Source organism: Psychrobacter sp. CCUG 69069 (genome assembly GCF_021023115.1).
Lineage (GTDB): Bacteria > Pseudomonadota > Gammaproteobacteria > Pseudomonadales > Moraxellaceae > Psychrobacter > Psychrobacter namhaensis.
This window is the reverse complement of sequence record NZ_QQAI01000007.1, coordinates 60,187-80,453: the sequence shown is the minus strand read 5'-3', so window position 1 is coordinate 80,453 and position 20,267 is coordinate 60,187. Positions and strand designations below refer to the sequence as shown.

General features: G+C 44.5%; 18 protein-coding genes, 1 tRNA gene and 1 pseudogene. 18 read left to right on the top strand and 2 right to left on the bottom strand.

All coding sequences use genetic code 11. The features are described 5' to 3' along the window. The first annotated feature begins 40 nt into the window (after positions 1-40). From DVY93_RS06590 to hisC, 5 genes are all read left to right on the top strand, one after another. Positions 41-286: a BolA/IbaG family iron-sulfur metabolism protein gene (locus DVY93_RS06590; RefSeq protein ID WP_193005227.1), complete on the top strand. Its 246-nt coding sequence runs from the start codon at positions 41-43 to the stop codon at positions 284-286. Between the two features lie 106 nt (positions 287-392). Continuing rightward, positions 393-1,661 (top strand): UDP-N-acetylglucosamine 1-carboxyvinyltransferase, encoded by a 1,269-nt coding sequence (gene murA, locus DVY93_RS06585; protein ID WP_230709862.1) that lies wholly within the window; start codon positions 393-395, stop codon positions 1,659-1,661. Between the two features lie 104 nt (positions 1,662-1,765). After that, positions 1,766-2,461, top strand: coding sequence for an ATP phosphoribosyltransferase (hisG, locus tag DVY93_RS06580; protein WP_193005219.1), 696 nt, complete (start codon positions 1,766-1,768; stop codon positions 2,459-2,461). 256 nt (positions 2,462-2,717) lie between these two features. Beyond that, positions 2,718-4,013: a histidinol dehydrogenase gene (hisD, locus tag DVY93_RS06575; protein WP_230709860.1), complete on the top strand. Its 1,296-nt coding sequence runs from the start codon at positions 2,718-2,720 to the stop codon at positions 4,011-4,013. Between the two features lie 86 nt (positions 4,014-4,099). Further along, positions 4,100-5,233, top strand: coding sequence for a histidinol-phosphate transaminase (gene hisC / locus DVY93_RS06570; RefSeq protein ID WP_230709858.1), 1,134 nt, complete (start codon positions 4,100-4,102; stop codon positions 5,231-5,233). A 136-nt stretch (positions 5,234-5,369) separates the two neighbouring features. Here the strand turns inward: hisC and DVY93_RS06565 are convergent, their stop codons facing one another. Together DVY93_RS06565 and DVY93_RS06560 are read right to left on the bottom strand one after the other, a co-directional pair. Further along, positions 5,370-7,115, bottom strand: coding sequence for an anthranilate synthase component I family protein (locus tag DVY93_RS06565; protein WP_230709856.1), 1,746 nt, complete (start codon positions 7,113-7,115; stop codon positions 5,370-5,372). Between the two features lie 3 nt (positions 7,116-7,118). After that, a complete protein-coding gene (locus DVY93_RS06560; RefSeq protein WP_230709854.1) occupies positions 7,119-8,354 on the bottom strand; it encodes a beta-ketoacyl-ACP synthase II in 1,236 nt (411 codons plus the stop codon). 601 nt (positions 8,355-8,955) lie between these two features. Between DVY93_RS06560 and DVY93_RS06555 the strand changes: the two genes are divergently transcribed. The 13 genes and pseudogenes from DVY93_RS06555 (at position 8,956) to rplL (ending at position 19,805) form a co-directional block, all read left to right on the top strand. Beyond that, positions 8,956-10,092 carry an EcsC family protein gene (locus DVY93_RS06555; RefSeq protein ID WP_230709852.1) on the top strand — a complete coding sequence of 379 codons (1,137 nt, stop codon included), beginning with the start codon at positions 8,956-8,958 and terminating at the stop codon, positions 10,090-10,092. 464 nt (positions 10,093-10,556) lie between these two features. Further along, complete coding sequence (gene rpsL / locus DVY93_RS06550; protein WP_011281154.1) at positions 10,557-10,931, top strand: 30S ribosomal protein S12; 375 nt, start codon at positions 10,557-10,559, stop codon at positions 10,929-10,931. 219 nt (positions 10,932-11,150) lie between these two features. After that, a complete protein-coding gene (rpsG, locus tag DVY93_RS06545) occupies positions 11,151-11,624 on the top strand; it encodes a 30S ribosomal protein S7 (protein WP_057761735.1) in 474 nt (157 codons plus the stop codon). Between the two features lie 357 nt (positions 11,625-11,981). Continuing rightward, positions 11,982-14,108 (top strand): elongation factor G, encoded by a 2,127-nt coding sequence (fusA, locus tag DVY93_RS06540; RefSeq protein ID WP_198334827.1) that lies wholly within the window; start codon positions 11,982-11,984, stop codon positions 14,106-14,108. A gap of 224 nt (positions 14,109-14,332) precedes the next feature. Beyond that, positions 14,333-15,523 (top strand): elongation factor Tu, encoded by a 1,191-nt coding sequence (tuf, locus tag DVY93_RS06535; protein WP_193005364.1) that lies wholly within the window; start codon positions 14,333-14,335, stop codon positions 15,521-15,523. A 365-nt stretch (positions 15,524-15,888) separates the two neighbouring features. Then, positions 15,889-15,964 (top strand) — tRNA-Trp (locus DVY93_RS06530). Positions 15,965-16,015: 51 nt separating this feature from the next. Then, on the top strand, positions 16,016-16,501 hold the full coding sequence (secE, locus tag DVY93_RS06525; RefSeq protein ID WP_193006697.1) for a preprotein translocase subunit SecE: 486 nt from the start codon (positions 16,016-16,018) through the stop codon (positions 16,499-16,501). Between the two features lie 87 nt (positions 16,502-16,588). Next, positions 16,589-17,119: a transcription termination/antitermination protein NusG gene (gene nusG, locus DVY93_RS06520; protein ID WP_193006698.1), complete on the top strand. Its 531-nt coding sequence runs from the start codon at positions 16,589-16,591 to the stop codon at positions 17,117-17,119. A 92-nt stretch (positions 17,120-17,211) separates the two neighbouring features. Beyond that, the gene (gene rplK / locus DVY93_RS06515; protein WP_193006699.1) at positions 17,212-17,643 is read left to right on the top strand and encodes a 50S ribosomal protein L11; all 432 of its coding nucleotides are present in this window, start codon (positions 17,212-17,214) and stop codon (positions 17,641-17,643) included. Further along, positions 17,643-18,344, top strand: coding sequence for a 50S ribosomal protein L1 (gene rplA / locus DVY93_RS06510; protein WP_193006700.1), 702 nt, complete (start codon positions 17,643-17,645; stop codon positions 18,342-18,344). The genes rplK and rplA overlap by 1 nt, the downstream gene beginning before the upstream one ends. A 109-nt stretch (positions 18,345-18,453) precedes the next feature. Further along, positions 18,454-18,516 (top strand): annotated as a pseudogene (locus DVY93_RS12510) (hypothetical protein); the annotation flags it as partial. Between the two features lie 263 nt (positions 18,517-18,779). Continuing rightward, complete coding sequence (gene rplJ / locus DVY93_RS06505; RefSeq protein WP_193006701.1) at positions 18,780-19,307, top strand: 50S ribosomal protein L10; 528 nt, start codon at positions 18,780-18,782, stop codon at positions 19,305-19,307. Between the two features lie 126 nt (positions 19,308-19,433). Then, positions 19,434-19,805: a 50S ribosomal protein L7/L12 gene (gene rplL / locus DVY93_RS06500; protein ID WP_057761722.1), complete on the top strand. Its 372-nt coding sequence runs from the start codon at positions 19,434-19,436 to the stop codon at positions 19,803-19,805. The last annotated feature ends 462 nt before the right edge of the window (positions 19,806-20,267 follow it).

Here is a 20,267-nt window from a genome sequence, read left to right as displayed (position 1 = left end):
CTACACCCCATTTTACTTTAAGGCAGAACACTCTATGAGCATGAACGCTGATGACCTGATTGCATTTTTACAGACTCATTTCCCAGACGCTTTTATTCAAGCGGCCAACCAAGGTAATAAGTTTGATGTACGTGTGGTTGATGCCAGTTTTGAAGGCAAACGCGCCGTACAGCGTCAGCAAGCGGTCTATGCGTTAGTCAATGATAAGATTGCGAGTGGCGATATTCATGCCCTCAATATTCAAGCATTAACGCCTGCTGAGTGGGATGCTCAAGCAAAAAGCTAAACCATTATTATAGGGCTAAATTTTTTAGACTGGTCATGGTAAGTGGCGGGTTTTAATCAGTTTGGTTGTCACCATTTTTTATACTCATCGTTAGGTTGTCACCTTTATGGATCAATTTTTAATCACTGGCAGTAGTCGTATCGCAGGGGAAGTTACTATTTCAGGCGCCAAAAATGCCGCGTTGCCGTTACTTGCAGCCATGATACTGGCCGAGACCCCAACGACATTGCACAACGTACCATCGCTACAAGATGTGCGAACGTTGATTGAATTGATTGGTGGCATGGGTATCAAAATCAAAAAAGAAGGCGATACGGTTACGTGTGATACCAAGAGTATCGACAACTTCTATGCGCCATATGATTTGGTGAAGACCATGCGCGCCTCAATTTTAGTACTCGGGCCATTATTGGCACGTTTTGGCGAGGCAGAAGTGTCATTGCCAGGTGGCTGTGCCATTGGTTCACGTCCTGTCGATCAGCATCTAAAAGCGTTTGAGGCGATGGGCGCTGAGATTAGCGTAGAAAACGGCTATGTAAAAGCCCAAGCCCCAAAAGGTGGCAAACTGATTGGCTGTAACTTCTCGTTTGATATGATCACGGTTGGCGGTACTGAAAACGTCATTATGGCGGCAGCCCTTGCCAAAGGTACGACGGTTTTGGGCAACTGTGCCCTTGAGCCAGAAGTGGTCGATCTGGCCAACATGCTGGTCGCCATGGGCGCCAAAATAAGCGGTATTGGTACCTCAACCATGACGATCGGAGGCGTGGAGCGTCTGCATGGTTGTGAGTATTCGGTGGTAGCGGATCGTATTGAGACTGGCTCCTATCTGGCTGGCGCGTTGATGACGCGTGGGGATGTATTGACCAAAAATACCTCCGCTTTATTATTGACACCCGTATTAGAAAAGTTCGAAGACATGGGTGCGGTTATTACCACAGGTGATGATTGGATTCGTGCGCAAATGAAAGGTCGTCCAAAGGCGGTTGATATTCGCACTCAGCCGCATCCTGGTTTCCCCACCGATATGCAAGCTCAGCTAATGGCTATTGCTTGCTTAGCCGACGGTACCAGTACTTTTATCGAGAATATCTTTGAAAATCGCTACATGCACGTGCCTGAGCTTAATCGCTTAGGCGCTTCTATCCAAGTAGACGGCCACACGGCGGTGGTGAAAGGGGTTGAGAACTTTACGGCTGCGCCTGTGATGGCAACTGATTTGCGTGCGTCCATGTCACTGGTCATGGCAGCGGCGACCGCTGAAGGCGAGAGTTTAATCGACCGCATTTATCATATTGATCGTGGTTATGAAGATGTTGAAAATAAACTGCGCGGCCTTGGTGTGAATATTGAGCGTATCAATACCAAAGACTAGTATAAATGGGCGTACCAGACCTTCTCACATACAACGCTTAGCCTTATAAAACCAAAGCATCCTCTTCGGTGGGGATACCAACTGTACATGGACACGATGTCATTATGACTGAAGCAATCAAATCAATACCTGCCAGCGGTTTATTAAACGAAGTAAATGATGAGTTCTCAGGCTTAACACTGGCCTTATCAAAGGGTCGTATTTTAGAAGAGACCATGCCATTGCTGCGTGCTGCTGGTGTCGACTTGCTAGAAGACCCTGAAGCATCACGCAAGCTTATTTTTCCAACCTCAAATCCTCATGTACGTGTGTTGATTTTGCGTGCCAGCGATGTGCCAACCTATGTAGAGCATGGCGCGGCTGATTTTGGGGTGGCGGGTAAAGATGTGTTGCTTGAGCATGGTGCCAATCATGTTTACGAGTTGTTGGACTTGCAGATTGCGCAGTGTAAGCTGATGACCGCTGGTGTGAAGGATGCCCCCTTACCCAATCGTCGTTTGCGTATCGCCACCAAATACGTCAATGTAGCCCGCGCTTATTTTGCCAGCCAAGGTCAGCAAGTAGATGTTATTAAGCTTTATGGTTCCATGGAGCTTGCCCCCCTAGTTGGTTTGGGGGATTTGATTGTCGATGTGGTCGATACGGGCAATACGTTGCGTGCGAATGGCCTAGAAGCGCGTGATCATATCTGTGATGTCTCCTCTCGCCTTATCGTCAATCAAGTCAGTTATAAACGTAAATTTGCATTACTAGAGCCGATTTTGGATAGCTTTAAAAACAGTATTGCCAGCGCTTCATGAATCCCTACCAATCATTGGTAATCTAAAGCATTGTTATACGAATTTTTAAACCAGTTTGGCGCTCTATGATAGACATAGCGTGCTAAACTGGTTTTGTTATATTTGCTTGCCAGAAACTTATCAGACAATAGAGACTCAGTACAATCTGAGTCAGATCAGCATACATAAGCGGTTGTACAGTTCATTGCGACCTTTGATTTGTTTTAGGTTTTTAATTTTTATAGCAGTATTTTATGCACGAATATAGGATTAAGTCATGCGCCAATTAAGTACTCAAGATGCCGACTTTGACAGTCAGTTGACCCAACTGCTTGCTTTTGAAACGGTCAATGATGCCGATTTATTAAAGACCGTTGATCGTATCATCGCGCAAGTGCGCCATGATGGTGATAGTGTGGTACTGGCGTTGACCCAGCAGTTTGATCAGCACCCAGCAACGACGATGCAAGAGTTGGAGCTGTCCAAGGAAGCGCTTGCTGACGCATTTGCCAATCTTGATAATGAAGTAAAAACAGCGTTAACCACGGCGGCGAACCGCGTACAGACATTCCATGAGCGTCAAATACAAGAGACGTGGCAGTATGAAGATGAGCTGGGTAACCGCTTGGGTCAAAAAGTCACGCCACTTGATCGCGTGGGCATCTATGTGCCAGGCGGCTTGGCCTCTTATCCGTCCTCTGTCCTTATGAATGCCATTCCTGCCAAAGTGGCTGGGGTTAATGAGGTCATTATGGTCGTGCCCGCGCCAAAAGGCGTGCTCAATCCCTTGGTACTGGCAGCAGCGCATCTGGCGCAAGTTGATCGCGTTTTTACCATTGGTGGCGCGCAGGCTGTCGCAGCTTTAGCCTATGGTACTGAAACCATACCCGCTGTGGATAAAATCACAGGACCTGGCAATAAGTATGTAGCAGCGGCCAAACGTGCTGTGTTTGGCCAAGTTGGCATCGATATGATTGCGGGCCCTTCAGAAGTACTGGTCTATGCAGAGGGCGAGGCGCAAGATCGCGCGGACTGGTTAGCCATGGACTTACTGTCGCAAGCCGAGCATGACCGCATTGCTCAAGCCATCTTTGTCACGACCAGTAGTGAGCAGTTAGATGCAGTCGCAGTTGAGATAGAAAAAGCATTGGCTGAGTTGCCAAAGGCTGATATCGCCCGTGATTCTCTACAAAACCGGGGCGCGCTTATTTTAGTGAAAGATCGCAGTGAGGGCATGGCGGTAATCAATCGAGTCGCGCCTGAGCATCTAGAGCTGTCGGTTGATGATCCTGATGCGCTACTTAATGACATTCGTCACGCTGGCGCCATCTTTATGGGCCGTCACACGCCAGAAGCCATTGGTGATTACTGTGCGGGGCCTAACCATGTGTTACCGACTTCGGGTACCGCGCGTTTTTCTTCTCCGCTTGGTGTCTATGATTTCCAAAAAAAATCGTCCATTATTTATTGTAGTGAAACGGGCAGCAAGCCGTTAGCGGAGACGGCAGATATTTTAGCACAGCGTGAGGATCTAGAGGCCCATGCGCGCTCGGCTCGTTATCGCTATCAATAACTTGTTTTGATTACCTTGAAAACACCTTAATAATTACCTTTGACATTTATGTTTAATAGTCTTTGTGGCAAATAGTAGGATAACTTATGAGTGAGTTAAAGATAGACACCAGACTTTGGTCATCTAAAGCACGTAACTTGTCACCTTATGTCCCAGGTGAGCAGCCGCAACATGATAATTTATGCAAGTTAAATACCAATGAAAACCCATTTCCGCCCTCACCAAAAGTAGGGGAGGCAATCACAAAGGTCTTAGAGCAGCAGGCGGATGACTTGCGTTTGTATCCAGCGCCTGAGTCTGATGATTTGCGTGCCGCGTTGGCACAATTATATGATCTTGATGTCAACCAAGTGTTCGTGGGTAATGGCTCAGATGAGGTATTGGCACTTGTTTTTGCCAGTTTTTTTCTAAAAGAGCGCCCTGTGTTAGCGCCTGATATTAGCTATAGCTTTTATCCCGTGTACGCGCAAACGTTTGGTGTAGACCTGATACAAATCCCACTAGAAGAAGACTTTAGTATTGACCCTGATGCCTATCGTCAGCCGTGTAGCGGTATCATCATTGCCAACCCTAATGCGCCAACGGGTTTACTGTTATCGCTTGCTGATATTCGTAAGCTGGCTGGTGAGCATTCTAATTCGGTGATTGTCATTGATGAGGCTTATATCGATTTTGCTCAGGTAGAAGCGGGTAGCGCCGACGCGCAGGTCTCAGCGGTGAGCCTTATTAATGATTGCGATAACATTCTTGTGACGCAAACTTTTTCAAAATCACGCTCGCTTGCAGGACTACGTGTGGGTATGGCCTTTGGTAATGCTTCATTGATTGAAGCACTGACGCGTATGAAAAACAGCTTCAACAGCTATCCACTCGATAAATTGGCGCAAGCTGGGGCGACCGCTAGTGTTTTGGACACCGCGTATTTTGAACAGACCTGTCAGCAGGTGATCGATTTGCGCCAGTCACTCACGGCAGAATTGACAGCATTGGATTATCAAGTATTGCCATCGCACGCCAACTTCATATTTGTCCGTCCTAAAGATGGCAACGCTAGTGCGGTGGCCAGTGCGTTACGTGAGCAAGGCATTATCGTTCGTCATTTTGATAAGCCGCGCATCAACGAGTACTTGCGTATCACTGTTGGTACGGCAGCGCAAAATAATCGTTTGATAGAGGCGTTACAAGCGTTGCAGAAAAATGCAGAAGCCGTGACTGATTAACAGCTTGTTCGCGATTGACATTGTAATAATCGATGGCTAAATCACGATGGTTGTATTAATAAAAAAGCCTGCCAACATCATGTTGAGCAGGCTGTATTTTTTGCCATACTGGGGTATAAAATTTGCCGTTATCCGCTTACGTTGTTTGAGCGAGTACTGATAGCAGATTACCGACTTTATCCAAGCATTCTTGATACTCCGCATCACAATCGGATGCCACGGTAATACCGCCGCCTGCCCATAAACTGACATGACCTTCTTGATCTATTCCATTATCTGATGATAGGTTGGCCTGAATGGTACGAATCAACACATTCCATTGACCACTACCATCAAAATTCATATAGCCCATGGTGCCACAGTAAGCGCCGCGCGGTGTGGTCTCCAGCTCAGAGATAATCTCAACTGCCCGCTTTTTGGGTGTGCCCGTGATGGAGCCCGCTGGCAAACTGCCAAATAACACGGCCAATGGATGCGTGTCGGTTTTTAGCTCAGCGCTAATGGTACTGACCATATGATGCACATTGCTAAAGCTCTCAATCGCAAACAACTGTGGCACTTTAACGCTACCTATCTTGGCATATTTGCCCAAATCATTGCGCAGTAAATCCACAATCATGACGTTCTCAGCACGATCTTTTTCACTATCAATCAGTTGCTGTTTATAGATACTGTCTTGTTCAGCCGTTGCACCACGCGGCATCGTGCCTTTGATTGGTTTGGTACGGATATGGTGCTTGCCAGTCTCGTTGTCTTTGCTAAAGGTAAAAAATAATTCTGGCGAGCAGCTTAATAGTTCAAAATCACTTTTTTGCTGAGTAAGGTTATTTTGCTTACTGGTATTGTCTTGTGCACTAGTATGGATTTCATTGCTAATATGCGTAATGCCTAGATACCCAGCAAATGGTGCGTTGGTATTACGATGTAGAGCGGGTAAATAGTCAATGATTTTTGATTTTGATAGTGGTTCATCATGTTTATTTTGATGGGCAAGACAACCGTGCCACTCTTGGGTCAAATTGATCTGGTAACAGTCGCCTTGCTGTAGATAATTTTGGGTTTGTTCAAATACTTTTTGGTAATCATTTTTAGCCCATCGTGCTGTTAGTGCTAATGGAGCAGGTTGTGATGACGCTTTAAGCGGCGTTTGATTTAAAGCCTTATCAGACAATTTTTGATCTAATTCGTCTAAGTAGGAAATAAGTGCTGTTACAAGTGCATTCTTATTCTCATCATTATTGTTGTAATCATAGGTTCTATTTACTTTCAATTGCCAAACTGATTTGTTGCATTCATCGGTTGGCGTCAGATAAATATCGTAATGTCCCAATACGGCACAAGGCTGCGATGCCAGTTTAATGTTGGCTGTCGGGCTTAGCTCATGAGCGGCCACATCATAACCAATAAAACCGACTAGCCCATGGTGGTAACTGGGTTTGGTGCTTTCTTGGATACTGATATATGACGTGTCGTTATCAGCTGCTTGAGTATTGCTATAAGTGATAAGTTCGTCTTGCCACTCTAGATAGCTCATATAAGCTGTCGTGATAGCATGGCCACTATTAGCGCTAGTACCGCTACTCACGTCCGTACCGCGGCAATGTTTGACCACCTTATAAGTATTGAGTGAATCACGAGAAGGTTGCTTATCAGTGGGATAAAGGAACCAGCTTATTTTAGGTAATAAGCCAATCACTGGTCGCCCATCGTTGTTAAGCCAAACCAGTTGCCAGTTTGCCTCAGTATCTTGCGTCAGCAAATATTGCTGGAGCTGCGGCAGCAGTTCGGCCGCAGGCAGCTCACCAAAACGCCAGCTAGGTTGACTGGCTGGCGATGGGGCAGAGTCTGTCTGCTCAGTGGTGTTATCGTTTGCTGCGAGCATATGCTAAGCGTCAAACTTTTTGATGATTAGAGTTGCGTTGGTACCGCCAAAGCCAAAGCTATTGCTCATGAGCGTCTCAAGATTGGCCTCACGCATTTGAGTGACAATATCAAACCCTTCAGCCGCAGGGTCTAACTGTTCGACATTGATACTAGGGGCGATAAACCCTTCTTGTAGCATGAGTAAGCAGTAGATTAGCTCTTGCGCGCCGACGGCACCTAAGCTGTGGCCTGTCATAGACTTGGTTGAGCTGATGGCAGGGACGTTACTGACATCATCACCAAACACCTTGGCAATGGCTTTTAGCTCAGTGATGTCGCCTAGTGGCGTGCTGGTACCGTGGCTGTTAATGTAATCGACACTTTGCAAGCCTGCCTCGGCCAACGCTTGTTGCATACAACGTACCGCACCTTCACCGCTTGGTGCGACCATTTCTGCGCCATCGGAGCTGGCACCATAACCGACGATTTCGGCCAAAATATTGGCGCCGCGCGCTTGGGCGTGCTCTAAGCTTTCAACGACAACCATGGCACCGCCAGCGGCAATGACAAAACCATCACGATCTTTATCGTATGCTCGTGATGCCAGTGATGGCGTGTCATTATATTGGGTACTCACGGCGCCCATGGCGTCAAACATGCAAGACTGTGTCCAATGCTCAGCCTCACTACCGCCCGCGAGCACCACATCGGCTTTGCCTAGCTGAATCAGCTCAGCGGCGTGACCGATACAATGGGTGGAAGTCGCGCAAGCCGACGTTAAGGAGTAGGAGACCCCTTGGATTTTTAGTCCCGTTGCCAGTGCCGCTGATACTGAGCTGCCCATGGTTTTTGGCACCGCCATAGCACCAACACCGCGCAGGCCTTTTTCGCGCATCGCATCCACAGCATTCACGATATTTTCTGTCGATGCTCCGCCCGAACTGGCTACCACGCCCACACGCGGATTATTATTGATGGTTTCAAGGGATAAGCCGGCGTGCTCAATCGCATTTAAGGCGCTGACATACGCATAGAGGCTGGCTTCACTAAAAAACCGTTTTAATTTACGATCAATGCCGCTGGTATCAAGCGTCGATTGATTGATACTACCGCTAATTTGCGACTTAAACTCATGCTCAGCATAAGCGTCGTTAAACGTAATGCCAGACTGTCCTTGCTTAAGAGCGGCAGTAACAGTGGCTAAATCATGTCCGATACAAGAGACAATCCCTGCTCCAGTGATAACAACGCGGCGCATATTCTATTCCTTATGAGTAACAACTTTTTATCATTACTTTTAATAATCGTTTTTAAAGACCCGTTATTTAACGTCAACCGTATGCCTCTATAATGGCAACCATCTTGCCACGAGGGCTTTTGAGCGTTAAATGCTTCTGTTATAGTCCTCACTGCTGTCATCATACAATCAAACGTTTTACAAGTGGCATAAACGGTTCTACAAAGTGACGTTGCAATCAGGCTTTAACGGATGACATATGATAACGTATCAAGCACTCAAAATCTTTGTACAAGTGCAAAATAGCGACAAAATAGTGTCCTCTAGTAGAAGTTGCTTAAATGTCTATAGGCCAAAAACGCTAACAGTAGCGTGCTTGTGAGTGACACCAAAAATAACCTCTAAGAATTATCTCTAAGTAAGCCTCTAAGTAAACCTGAAAAAAATAATGGGCGAAGCAACTGATAAAGTAAGTGATACGGTTAGATACAAAATTTGTGATTGCAATAACATTGTTCGCACTGACACCCAGCAAGCTGATTCGCTAAAATGACGTATTCATTAAGGTTAGCGACCTAGTATATAATAAAACAAAACCAATCATCATATTAAGGATATCACGATGGCAAAGCGTAGCACTCTCTCTAAAGGTATCAACACTGTCGGCTCTTTTACTCGTAATAACTTAGAGCGTGTGGGCGCCGTGATTGACAGTATGAATGCTAAGACAAGCAAACCACGCCACTATAAAGCGGTCAATTTGGGTGACGAAGACTATCAACAAGATTTATTTCGCGAGCAAACCCTAAAAGCGACTCAGCAATTATTGGGGCCCCGTTTCGCGACTTATGGTAAATATGCCAAAAAAGTGGTACCAAACAGCTTTTTTCAGTCGACTGTCGATGGGGCTTTTGCTCAAGTAGCAAATCTTGCATCTCAATGGAGCCAAATTGATTTACCTAACGAGCATCGTTTTGCCAATATCGCCAGCTTAGATGACGAAGAGCGTTATGCCTTAGCCACTGACATCGCCAACCAAAACCGGGCATTGGCCACGATGGGCGGCCTGACAGGTTTAGCGGGACTACCAGGTCTACTTGCTGACACATTGTGGTTGTTATTAGTGTCATTGCGTACGGTTTATCAGCTAGGTGCTGTGTATAACAAGCCTTTGACCGGTAAGCAAGGCGTCAAAATGGCGTATGAGCTACTCGCCAGTGCCGACTTAAGTAAGATGCAAGAAAAACAAGCCTTGCTGGCTGGTATTGGTATTGGTAAAGGGTTACTTGATAACGCCCAAAGCAATGGTCTACACAACGAGCTTAAAAACCTAGGTCTAAAAAATAAAAACGTGAATTTTTATGCCAAACAAGTTGATCGTCTTGCCAGTCAAGTTGGTGTTGACTTGGATCAAATCAATTTAACGTGGGTGCGCCGCTTGTTACCAGCGACAGCAGTCGTGATTGGCATGCGCTACAACAGCCATCTGATTGATGAAGTGATTGGCGTGGCCCAAGCGACTTTTGCGCCAGATGCAAAACTTGCCAATCGTGCTATCACAGATGACAGTAGTAGCGAAGCTGAGGTTAGTAACGCGACTGATAGTCAGGGTGATGATCAGCAAGACGCTAAAGATCAAGCAACAGAGACAACAAAAAAAGATACTGAGAAAAACAGTAATAAAAAAAAGGATAGCGTGGATGAGTCAGCGGACTCTGAAAGTCAATCAAATGATACGGATAAAGCTGCCAAAAAGTAGCGCAAAGACGTTTTATATGAACCCCCGCTAGTTGGCAATTTACGCTTCAGCAAACGAGGCGGATAAGTTAGAATAGCTTAGTAATCTTTTCTTAATAGTGGCGACACTGTCTTATTTCACTTGAAAAATAAGACAGTGTCGCCATTTAGTCATTACAAAGTACTGCTTTTTAGTGCTAAATATGTGTCTCACACCATACGCTATTCTACTTTTGCTATCTCGTTTAGTGGGTTGTTTTTTAGCCAATTTTTAATTAAAAACAGATAAAGTGGTATAGTAGTAGGCTGAATGCATATCTATCAAATGTTGTAAAGCACAATCACTCATAAGTGGTTGAAATAGCAGCAACAACTCTTTATAATACACTGTCCTAAAAATGGGTGCGCCAAAATCTGTCATAATGTCAGATAGATAGCGCAGTACCCCATTTTTTTGTTTTATACCAAACGGGAGAAGGATGCCTTATGGCAACAACTAACCAATTGATTCGTAAAGGTCGCAAAACCATCAAGGAAAAGTCAAAAGTTCCTGCGTTGGAAGCGTGCCCACAACGTCGCGGTGTATGTACTCGTGTATATACTACCACGCCAAAAAAACCTAACTCAGCCATGCGTAAAGTATGTCGTGTACGTTTGACTTCAGGCTATGAAGTATCAAGCTACATCGGCGGCGAAGGTCATAACCTACAAGAGCACAGTGTTGTTCTTATCCGCGGTGGTCGTGTAAAAGATCTACCGGGTGTACGTTATCACACTGTTCGCGGTGCATTAGATTGTGCTGGCGTAAAAGACCGTAAGCAAGGTCGCTCTAAGTACGGTGCTAAGAAGCCTAAAGTTTAATAACTAAACGTTATTAAGTAAGCTTTTTGCACTACCCAATAACTGTGCATGGGTTTGGTGTCACAGATAGTATTACGGGTATATAAATAATTTTATATCAGTAATCATCTTTAAAGCATACCACCATGCAGTAAGGCTAACTGACAACTCACTACTATATTCTGTTGACCCGTGTGATGTTGTGAATGTTGGACACTCCTGAAGATAAGGAAAATTATTATGCCAAGACGTCGCGTCGTTGCTGCCCGTGAGATCCTTCCAGATCCTAAGTTCGGTAGCCAAACTGTTGCAAAATTCATTAACCATGTAATGAGTGATGGTAAAAAATCTACTGCTGAGCGTATCGTTTATGGTGCACTTGAGACAGTAAGCGAGAAACGTAAAGTCGAAGATCCAGTATCTTTCTTCGAAGAAGTGCTTGAAAATGTACGCCCAATGGTAGAAGTAAAAGCTCGCCGCGTTGGCGGTGCAACCTATCAAGTACCAATGGAAGTACGCCCCTCCCGTCGTACTGCCTTGGCTATGCGTTGGTTAGCTGAAGCTGCTGCTAAGCGTTCTGAAAAATCAATGGCTTTGCGTTTAGCTGGCGAATTGAATGATGCTGCTGACGGCAAAGGCGCTGCTATGAAAAAGCGTGACGAAGTTCACCGCATGGCAGATGCTAACAAAGCATTCTCTCATTACCGCTTCTAAGCTACTCTTTTACATTATTGTTTGATAGTAGCTTTAGATTAACGGGCTTCGGCCCATTAATCTTACATTGTTATTTATTCTATTGATTGCCGCCATCATTAATCCAGTTACAAATAGGCTTTGCCTGTGAGTAATAGAGATGGCGGACGTCTATCAAGATGCTTCTCCAAAAATACACTGTTTAATTGGAGAGCGTCCCAAATTTGATGCCGCACTATTCTTAGTATTTGCTCTTTTTTTGTCCGTATTAGGCTCAATAATCAGTAAGTAATATTACGAAGCTGACCGCTTTGTCATAGAGTATGAGGTAGAGACACAATACATTATTATATACACGACTTTTCCTAGGAAAACACTATGGCTCGTAAAACTCCCCTAAAACGCTATCGCAATATTGGTATCTCAGCGCACATCGATGCTGGTAAGACGACCACTACTGAGCGTGTTTTATTCTATACCGGTGTTAGCCACAAAATTGGCGAAGTACATGATGGCGCAGCCACCATGGACTGGATGGAACAAGAACAAGAGCGTGGTATTACTATTACCTCAGCGGCAACCACTTGTTTTTGGTCAGGTATGGCAAAACAGTTTGACGAACATCGCATTAACATCATCGATACCCCAGGCCACGTTGACTTCACAATCGAAGTTGAACGTTCTATGCGTGTACTTGATGGCGCTTGCATGGTTTACTGTGCAGTAGGCGGCGTTCAGCCACAGTCTGAGACCGTATGGCGTCAGGCGAACAAATATAAAGTACCACGTCTTGCTTTTGTCAACAAAATGGACCGTGTTGGTGCTGATTTCTATCGTGTTATTGAACAAATCAAAACCCGTCTGGGTGGTAATCCTGTCCCATTGGTTATTCCAATTGGTAAAGAAGATGACTTCGAAGGCGTTATTGATCTGGTCACTATGAAAGCTATCTATTGGGACGAAGCGTCTCAAGGTATGCAATACGAAGAACGCGAAATCCCAACTGAACTACAAGAAAAAGCAGCAGAGTATCGCGAGCATCTAGTAGAAAGTGCGGCTGAAGCCAACGAAGAGCTCATGAATGAGTATCTTGAAAATGGTGAGCTGTCTGTAGAACAGATCAATACAGCTATTCGTCAGTTGACGATTGATAATGAAATTATCCCGCTACTTTGTGGTACTGCCTTTAAAAACAAAGGTGTACAAAAAATGCTAGACGCGGTCATTCAGTATCTTCCAGCACCAATCGACGTACCTGCAATTCGCGGTATTCTTGATGACAAAGACGAAACTGAAGGCAGTCGCGAAGCGTCAGATGACGCGCCGTTCTCAGCGTTAGCATTCAAAATCATGAACGATAAATTCGTTGGTAACTTAACGTTCGTTCGTGTGTACTCAGGCGTTATGACGCAGGGTAGTAGTGTTTATAACCCAGTTAAAATGAAGCGTGAGCGTGTTGGCCGTATCGTACAGATGATGGCAAACTCTCAAGAAGAGCTTGCAGAGATCCGTACTGGTGATATCGCAGCGTTAGTTGGTATGAAAGATGTGACCACTGGTGATACGCTATGTGATGAGCAAAATGTTATCACGCTTGAGCGTATGGAATTCCCAGATCCAGTTATCTCTCTAGCCGTTGAGCCTAAGACCAAAGCTGACCAAGAAAGAATGTCAATCGCTTTGGGTCGCTTAGCAAAAGAAGATCCATCATTCCGTGTACATACTGACGAAGAATCTGGCCAGACCATCATCAGTGGTATGGGTGAGCTACATCTAGAGATTCTTGTGGATCGTATGAAGCGTGAGTTTAACGTAGAAGCCAACATCGGTGCGCCGCAGGTTGCTTATCGTGAAACGATCCGTAATACGGTTGAACAAGAAGGCAAATTCGTACGTCAAACAGGTGGTCGTGGTAAATTCGGTCACGTTTGGTTACGTCTTGAGCCACTTGATCCAGCGGGCGAAGTTGAGTATGAGTTCGCTGAAGAAGTTGTTGGTGGTACAGTACCAAAAGAATTCCACGGTGCGGTCGACAAAGGTATTCAAGAACGCATGAAAAACGGCGTACTTGCTGGTTACCCAGTCGTTGGCGTAAAAGCAACCTTGTATGATGGTTCTTACCATGACGTCGATTCTGATGAATTGTCGTTCAAAATGGCAGGTTCTATGGCCTTCAGAAAAGGTTTCATGGCAGCTGATCCAGCATTGCTTGAGCCAGTCATGAAAGTTGAAGTAGAAACACCTGAAGACTACATGGGTGATATCATGGGCGATCTTAACCGTCGTCGTGGTCTAGTACAGGGTATGGAAGACTTACCTGGTGGTACTAAGCAGATCCGTGCAGAAGTACCGTTAGCAGAGATGTTCGGCTATGCCACGCAAATGCGCTCTATGTCACAAGGCCGTGCTACTTACTCAATGGAATTCCAAAAGTACGCTGAAATTCCAAAGTCAGTTGCTGCTGAGATCATCTCTAAGTACAACTCTAAAGATGATGACGAGTAAATAAAAGTCTATTGAAGGTGACAATATAAAGCAGATCTCTATATTGTCAGTCGAGAATACGCCAATAACTTGTTAAAAGACTTGTTATTGGTCGTGATTTTCTTATAATATCTGCACATTAGTATGTGCGACCTTTTAACAATTATCTTAATGTGGTCAAGATTGTCTTAGATAACGTATTTATACGAGCTAAGCACTTGACCCCAAAAAAAGAGGAAATACCCATGGCAAAGGCCAAGTTTGAACGCAACAAGCCACACGTCAACGTCGGTACCATCGGACACGTTGACCACGGTAAAACAACCCTAACAGCTGCTATTGCAACCGTAGCAGCAATCACCTCAGGTGGCGAAGCCAAAGACTACGCGTCAATTGACTCAGCCCCAGAAGAAAAAGCACGTGGCATCACCATCAACACCTCACACGTAGAATATGACACAGACACACGTCACTACGCCCACGTTGATTGCCCAGGTCACGCCGATTATGTTAAAAACATGATCACCGGTGCCGCTCAAATGGACGGCGCAATCCTAGTCGTATCAGCCACTGACGGCCCAATGCCACAAACACGTGAGCACATCTTGCTATCACGTCAGGTTGGCGTACCATACATCATCGTATTCATGAACAAATGCGACATGGTAGACGACGAAGAACTACTAGAACTAGTAGAAATGGAAGTTCGTGAATTGCTTAACGACTACGACTTCCCAGGTGATGACACTCCAATCGTAAAAGGTTCTGCTACTGAAGCCCTAAAAGGCTCAGAAGACAAGTACGGCCAACCAGCCGTCGTAGAACTACTAAACGTACTAGACACCTACATCCCAGAGCCAGAGCGTGACATCGACAAAGCATTCCTAATGCCAATCGAAGACGTATTCTCAATCTCAGGTCGTGGTACTGTTGTAACTGGCCGTGTAGAGTCTGGTATCGTAAAAGTTGGTGACGAAATCGAAATCGTCGGTATCCGTGACACTCAAAAAACCACCTGTACTGGTGTAGAGATGTTCCGTAAACTGCTTGACGAAGGTCGTGCAGGCGAAAACTGTGGCGTACTACTACGTGGTACCAAGCGTGAAGACGTACAACGTGGCCAAGTACTAGCGAAGCCAGGTTCAATCACGCCGCACACCAAGTTTGACGCAGAAGTATACGTACTATCAAAAGAAGAGGGTGGTCGTCACACACCATTCCTAAACGGCTATCGTCCACAGTTCTACTTCCGTACCACTGACGTAACTGGCGCAATCCAATTACAAGACGGTACTGAAATGGTAATGCCTGGTGATAACGTTGAGATGGGCGTAGAGCTTATCCACCCAATCGCTATGGATAAAGGTCTTCGCTTTGCTATTCGTGAAGGCGGCCGTACTGTAGGCGCTGGTGTTGTTGCTAACGTATTGAACTAATCGATAAGTCTCAGCAATGAGATTTTGAGTTAGTTATAAAAAAGCCATTCTCTTAGAGGGTGGCTTTTTTTATGGGGGCGGGGAAGTGGTACATACGTAATAAAGCAAAAATAGAGTGCTTATTTTTGCAACATACTACTTGCTCACAGCAACGTTTATTTGTTCTCATTGGTATTGTAATCTGTGACGTTGCTTGCTATATTAACGCTGCTTCTTATAAGCCGTGCAGATTAGCGGTTTTGATAAAAGACTGACTGATAAACAGCAGTCTGGTATAAGAGGCAAATTAGGGTAATAAAACAATTTTACCGCTAAGGGCTTGCATTTTATGCTAAATATTGTATAATGCTGTCCTTTACACCCATAGGCGATTGGCTCAATTGGTAGAGCATCGGTCTCCAAAACCGAGGGTTGTAGGTTCGAGTCCTACATCGCCTGCCATCTTCTTATCATCTCTTTGTTGTACCTCACCATCTCCGAAGCGAGTTCTTTATGAGCAATAATCAAGATAACCTCGAGACTAAGTTATCTGATGCCAAGGCGGTTGCTGGTGGAATGCTGTCTAAAGATAAGCATGTTTCAGCGGGTAATAATTCTGCTGTTGAAGTTGCTAAGACGGGCTCAATAAAAGATTTGATTTTGTGGCTTCTTGCCGCAGTGCTTTTGATAGGCGCAACGTTAGTTAATCAGTATTTACCCGGTTATTGGCAACCCGCCAATGATGTCTGGGTACGTATTGGTATCATCGTTGCCCTCATTGTAGTTGCAGTTGTGTGCTTGGCGTTAACGCATCAAGGTCGCGCTTTTAAAATATTGTTAAAAGACGCCGCTGTTGAGCTTCGCCGAGTGACATGGCCAAGTAAAGACGAAACCTTCCAATACACATGGCAAGTTATTGTCGTGATTGCTATTGTCGGGTTTTTCGTGTGGTTACTAGATAACTTTTTTAATTGGTTCGTTGGCATATTTATTGGTTAAGTGTTTTGAAGTTGATCGTGTATTACGATTGCCTTTCATTTAAATACTGCCACTCAAATTTTTACTTATAACGATTAGGAGCGTGATATGCGTTGGTATATTGTCCAAGCGTTTTCAGGATATGAAAAACAAGTACAACGTTCATTAACTGATCGTATTAATCGTAGTGACTTCGCTGAGTCGTTCGGTGATGTGTTGGTTCCTACTGAAGAAGTCGTTGAAATGAAAGACGGCAAAAAACGTAAGAGCGAGCGTAAGTTCTTTCCAGGATACGTATTGATCCAGATGGACATGAACGATAATACTTGGCACATCGTTAAAGACTGCCCACGTATTATGGGCTTTGTAGGTGGCACACCTGAAACGCCAGCGCCCATTACGCAAGTAGAAGCCGATCGTATCTTAAATCGTCTCAATCAGACTGAAACTGACCCACGTCCTAAGACGCTATTTGAACCAGGCGAAGAATTGTTGGTTATTGATGGTCCATTCACTGACTTTAAAGGGTTGGTAGAGAAAGTGGACTATGAGAAATCTAAGCTACATCTAACGGTAAACGTATTTAATCGACCGACTCAGGTTGAGCTTGAGTTTAGTAAAGTTGAGAAACTGGACTAAACCCGCAAAAATTTCATCAACCGGGGAGCTGTTAATCCGCACTGTGTCTACACAGGATTGATTTGGCGCTATCACCCATTTAGGAGAGTATCATGGCTAAGAAGATTGATGGTTACATCAAACTGCAAGTGCCTGCAGGCAAAGCAAATCCTTCACCACCTATTGGTCCAGCATTGGGTCAAAAAGGCGTGAACATCATGGCGTTCTGTAAAGAATTTAACGCTGCAACCTCAGGTCAAGAGCCGGGTCTACCGATTCCAACTGAGATCACTGTATACAGCGATAAGTCTTTTACCTTCATCATGAAATCACCACCAGCTGCGTACTTACTACGTAAGGCTGCTGGTATTGCTAAAGGTTCAGGTACACCAAACACCGCTAAAGTCGGTAAAGTTGATCGTGCGCAATTAGAAGAAATCGTTAAGACCAAAGATGCAGATTTAACTGCTGCTGATCTTGATGCTGCTGTCCGTACCATCGCTGGTACCGCTCGTTCAATGGGTATTACCGTGGAGGGTGTATAATGTCTAAGCTAACCAAACGTCAAAAAGAAATTCAAAGCCGTATTGATAACGAAAAACAATACACTATGGAAGAAGCCGTTCAAATCTTAAATGATTTACCTGCGCTAAAATTCAAAGAGTCTATTGATATCGCAGTAAACTTGGGCGTTGACCCACGTAAATCTGATCAAGTGGTTCGTGGCGCTACCAACCTACCTGCTGGTACTGGTAAAACCAAACGCGTTGCTGTATTTGCTCAAGGCGCTGCTGCTGAAGCCGCTAAAGAAGCTGGTGCAGACATCGTTGGTTTTGAAGATCTTGCAGAAGAAATCAAAGCTGGCAACATGGACTTTGATGTTGTTATCGCCGCTCCTGATGCGATGCGTGTTGTTGGTCAGTTGGGTACGATCCTAGGTCCACGTGGCCTGATGCCTAACCCAAAAGTCGGTACAGTAACGCCAAACGTTGCTGAAGCTGTGACAAACGCGAAAGCTGGTCAAGCACAGTACCGTGTAGATAAAGCGGGTATTATTCATACCACTATCGGTCAAGTTGGTTTTACTGCTGAGCAAGTAATCCAAAATGCTGAAGCACTAATTACCGATCTAAAACGTGCTAAACCTGCTACTTCTAAAGGTACTTTCATCAAAAAAATCACCTTGTCTAGCACGATGGGTCCTGGTCTAAGTATTGATCCAGTTCCATATCGCACAGCAAAATAATTAAGTATGTGCCTTTATTTGACAATTTCAAATAAAGGCGACAAAAGTCTTTTAAAGAATTAGGTCAGTGTAGCACACGCTATGCTGTCTAAGACCGTAGGTAGAGAGCGGTTTTGCGTTATTAATAGTGATCTTTGGATTATTAGTAATAACCACGAGCTGCTTTTGTTAATCGACAAAAGATGAAAATCTTAGTTGTCCTACGCAGACGGTGACCCACCCAGTTGTTGATAAGAGCCGATAGTTCAATCTATCACTTGATGTCATTCTGATAACGGTGCCGTAATCAGTCGTTATGAGTAGATTTTATTTTTATATTATTTACAAATAACGTGTCGTATCAAGTCAGTCTAAGCCCGTCGTTTAATAAATGAAAATTTAGGTTTTTAAGTATTGAATTACTGAGCTGATTGATAAGATTAAAGGAGTCAACTTATGGCATTAACGCTAGAGCAAAAACAACAAGTTGTGGCTGAAGTGTCTGAAGTTGCTGCTAATGCTTACTCAGCAGTAGCTGCCGAATATCATGGTATTGGTGTTGCAAAGCTTACTAAGCTGCGCGAACAAGCCCGTGAGAAAGGCGTGGTTTTGAAAGTGGTAAAAAATACCCTAGCAAAACGCGCTTTTGAAGGCACTAAGTTTGAGAGCATGTCAGACCGTATGACTGGTCCACTACTTTTGGCTTTCTCTATGGAAGATTTGGGATCTGCAGCTCGAGTCGTTTTCGACTTTAGCAAAGAGAACAAAGCTTTAGAGACCAAATTGGTATCAGTCGGTGGTGAAGTTTATGGTCCAGAAGAGCTAGAGCGCGTATCGAAGCTACCAACTCGCGACGAAGCAATCTCTATCTTGATGGCTACTATGAATGCACCAGTGACCAAGCTTGTCCAGACTATGAACGCTGTTCCTGGCAAGTTCGTTCGCACGGTAGCGGCAATCAAAGACGCAAAAGAAGCTGCTTAATTGCTTGTTTTAACGTAACTTTGACATCGCTGGTTACATTTTTTTGTCAACCCTATTTTTAAATTTGGCAAGTAATCAAAGCGATATTAAAATCAATTAATTTTTATCAGATAACGGAGAGTTCTCATGGCACTATCTAAAGATGATGTGTTAAACGCAATCGCTGAAATGTCAGTAATGGATATCGTTGAATTAATCAGCGACATGGAAGAAAAATTCGGCGTAACAGCTGCTGTTGCTGCTGCACCTGCTGCTGCTGGTCCTGCTGCTGCTGCTGCTGAAGAAAAAGACGAGTTTGACGTCGTTCTTGCCAGCTTTGGCGAGAAGAAAGTTGGCGTAATTAAAGCCGTACGTGAAGCTACTGGTCTTGGCCTAAAAGAAGCGAAAGATTTGGTTGAAAGTGCTCCAGCACCAATCAAAGAAGGCGCATCTAAAGCTGAAGCTGAAGAGTTGAAAAAGAAACTTGAAGAAGCTGGTGCAACTGTTGAACTAAAATAAGTTTAACGCTGTACGAAAAAAAGCTGGTAATGCCTTGCATTGCCAGCTTTTTTTTACTATAATTCGTAGCTTGACCTTTTGTGTCTGCCAACATACGTATGCAACATCACGGTGGATACCCATCAAAAGGACAGACGATATACATGCAAGCACACATGCCAGTTTTTGAAATCAGTTAATATGAGCTAAACGTCCGTAGATGTTTGGCATTTTTTTGTGTCTGCATTCTTTCCCATTAACACTATAGTTTATACTGATTCTAAAAGTTATAGTTATCCCTATTATTAATTCTAAAAAGCTACTGATCTTAGGTTATCCATTTAGCATGGTTTGCTGTCAGTATGTAGCCTTGTAGACGGTACCCGTCAGTGATGACGTGAGTTTTCCATGACGAGCTGTCTAAATGCAAAATGGGGCTTGATGACAGATAGCTTGGAAAAATCCGAGTAGTCATATTTTTTT

What these genes read in the sequence shown, in the direction of transcription:
- DVY93_RS06560 (WP_230709854.1), bottom strand. Translation starts at nt 8,354, where the DNA reads ATGCGCCGCGTTGTTATCACTGGAGCAGGGATTGTCTCTTGTATCGGA.
- secE (WP_193006697.1), top strand. Translation starts at nt 16,016, where the DNA reads ATGAGCAATAATCAAGATAACCTCGAGACTAAGTTATCTGATGCCAAG.
- DVY93_RS06555 (WP_230709852.1), top strand. Translation starts at nt 8,956, where the DNA reads ATGGCAAAGCGTAGCACTCTCTCTAAAGGTATCAACACTGTCGGCTCT.
- hisG (WP_193005219.1), top strand. Translation starts at nt 1,766, where the DNA reads ATGACTGAAGCAATCAAATCAATACCTGCCAGCGGTTTATTAAACGAA.
- DVY93_RS06590 (WP_193005227.1), top strand. Translation starts at nt 41, where the DNA reads ATGAACGCTGATGACCTGATTGCATTTTTACAGACTCATTTCCCAGAC.
- DVY93_RS06565 (WP_230709856.1), bottom strand. Translation starts at nt 7,115, where the DNA reads ATGCTCGCAGCAAACGATAACACCACTGAGCAGACAGACTCTGCCCCA.
- fusA (WP_198334827.1), top strand. Translation starts at nt 11,982, where the DNA reads ATGGCTCGTAAAACTCCCCTAAAACGCTATCGCAATATTGGTATCTCA.
- rpsG (WP_057761735.1), top strand. Translation starts at nt 11,151, where the DNA reads ATGCCAAGACGTCGCGTCGTTGCTGCCCGTGAGATCCTTCCAGATCCT.
- rpsL (WP_011281154.1), top strand. Translation starts at nt 10,557, where the DNA reads ATGGCAACAACTAACCAATTGATTCGTAAAGGTCGCAAAACCATCAAG.
- hisD (WP_230709860.1), top strand. Translation starts at nt 2,718, where the DNA reads ATGCGCCAATTAAGTACTCAAGATGCCGACTTTGACAGTCAGTTGACC.
- hisC (WP_230709858.1), top strand. Translation starts at nt 4,100, where the DNA reads ATGAGTGAGTTAAAGATAGACACCAGACTTTGGTCATCTAAAGCACGT.
- nusG (WP_193006698.1), top strand. Translation starts at nt 16,589, where the DNA reads ATGCGTTGGTATATTGTCCAAGCGTTTTCAGGATATGAAAAACAAGTA.
- rplA (WP_193006700.1), top strand. Translation starts at nt 17,643, where the DNA reads ATGTCTAAGCTAACCAAACGTCAAAAAGAAATTCAAAGCCGTATTGAT.
- tuf (WP_193005364.1), top strand. Translation starts at nt 14,333, where the DNA reads ATGGCAAAGGCCAAGTTTGAACGCAACAAGCCACACGTCAACGTCGGT.
- rplK (WP_193006699.1), top strand. Translation starts at nt 17,212, where the DNA reads ATGGCTAAGAAGATTGATGGTTACATCAAACTGCAAGTGCCTGCAGGC.
- rplL (WP_057761722.1), top strand. Translation starts at nt 19,434, where the DNA reads ATGGCACTATCTAAAGATGATGTGTTAAACGCAATCGCTGAAATGTCA.
- rplJ (WP_193006701.1), top strand. Translation starts at nt 18,780, where the DNA reads ATGGCATTAACGCTAGAGCAAAAACAACAAGTTGTGGCTGAAGTGTCT.
- murA (WP_230709862.1), top strand. Translation starts at nt 393, where the DNA reads ATGGATCAATTTTTAATCACTGGCAGTAGTCGTATCGCAGGGGAAGTT.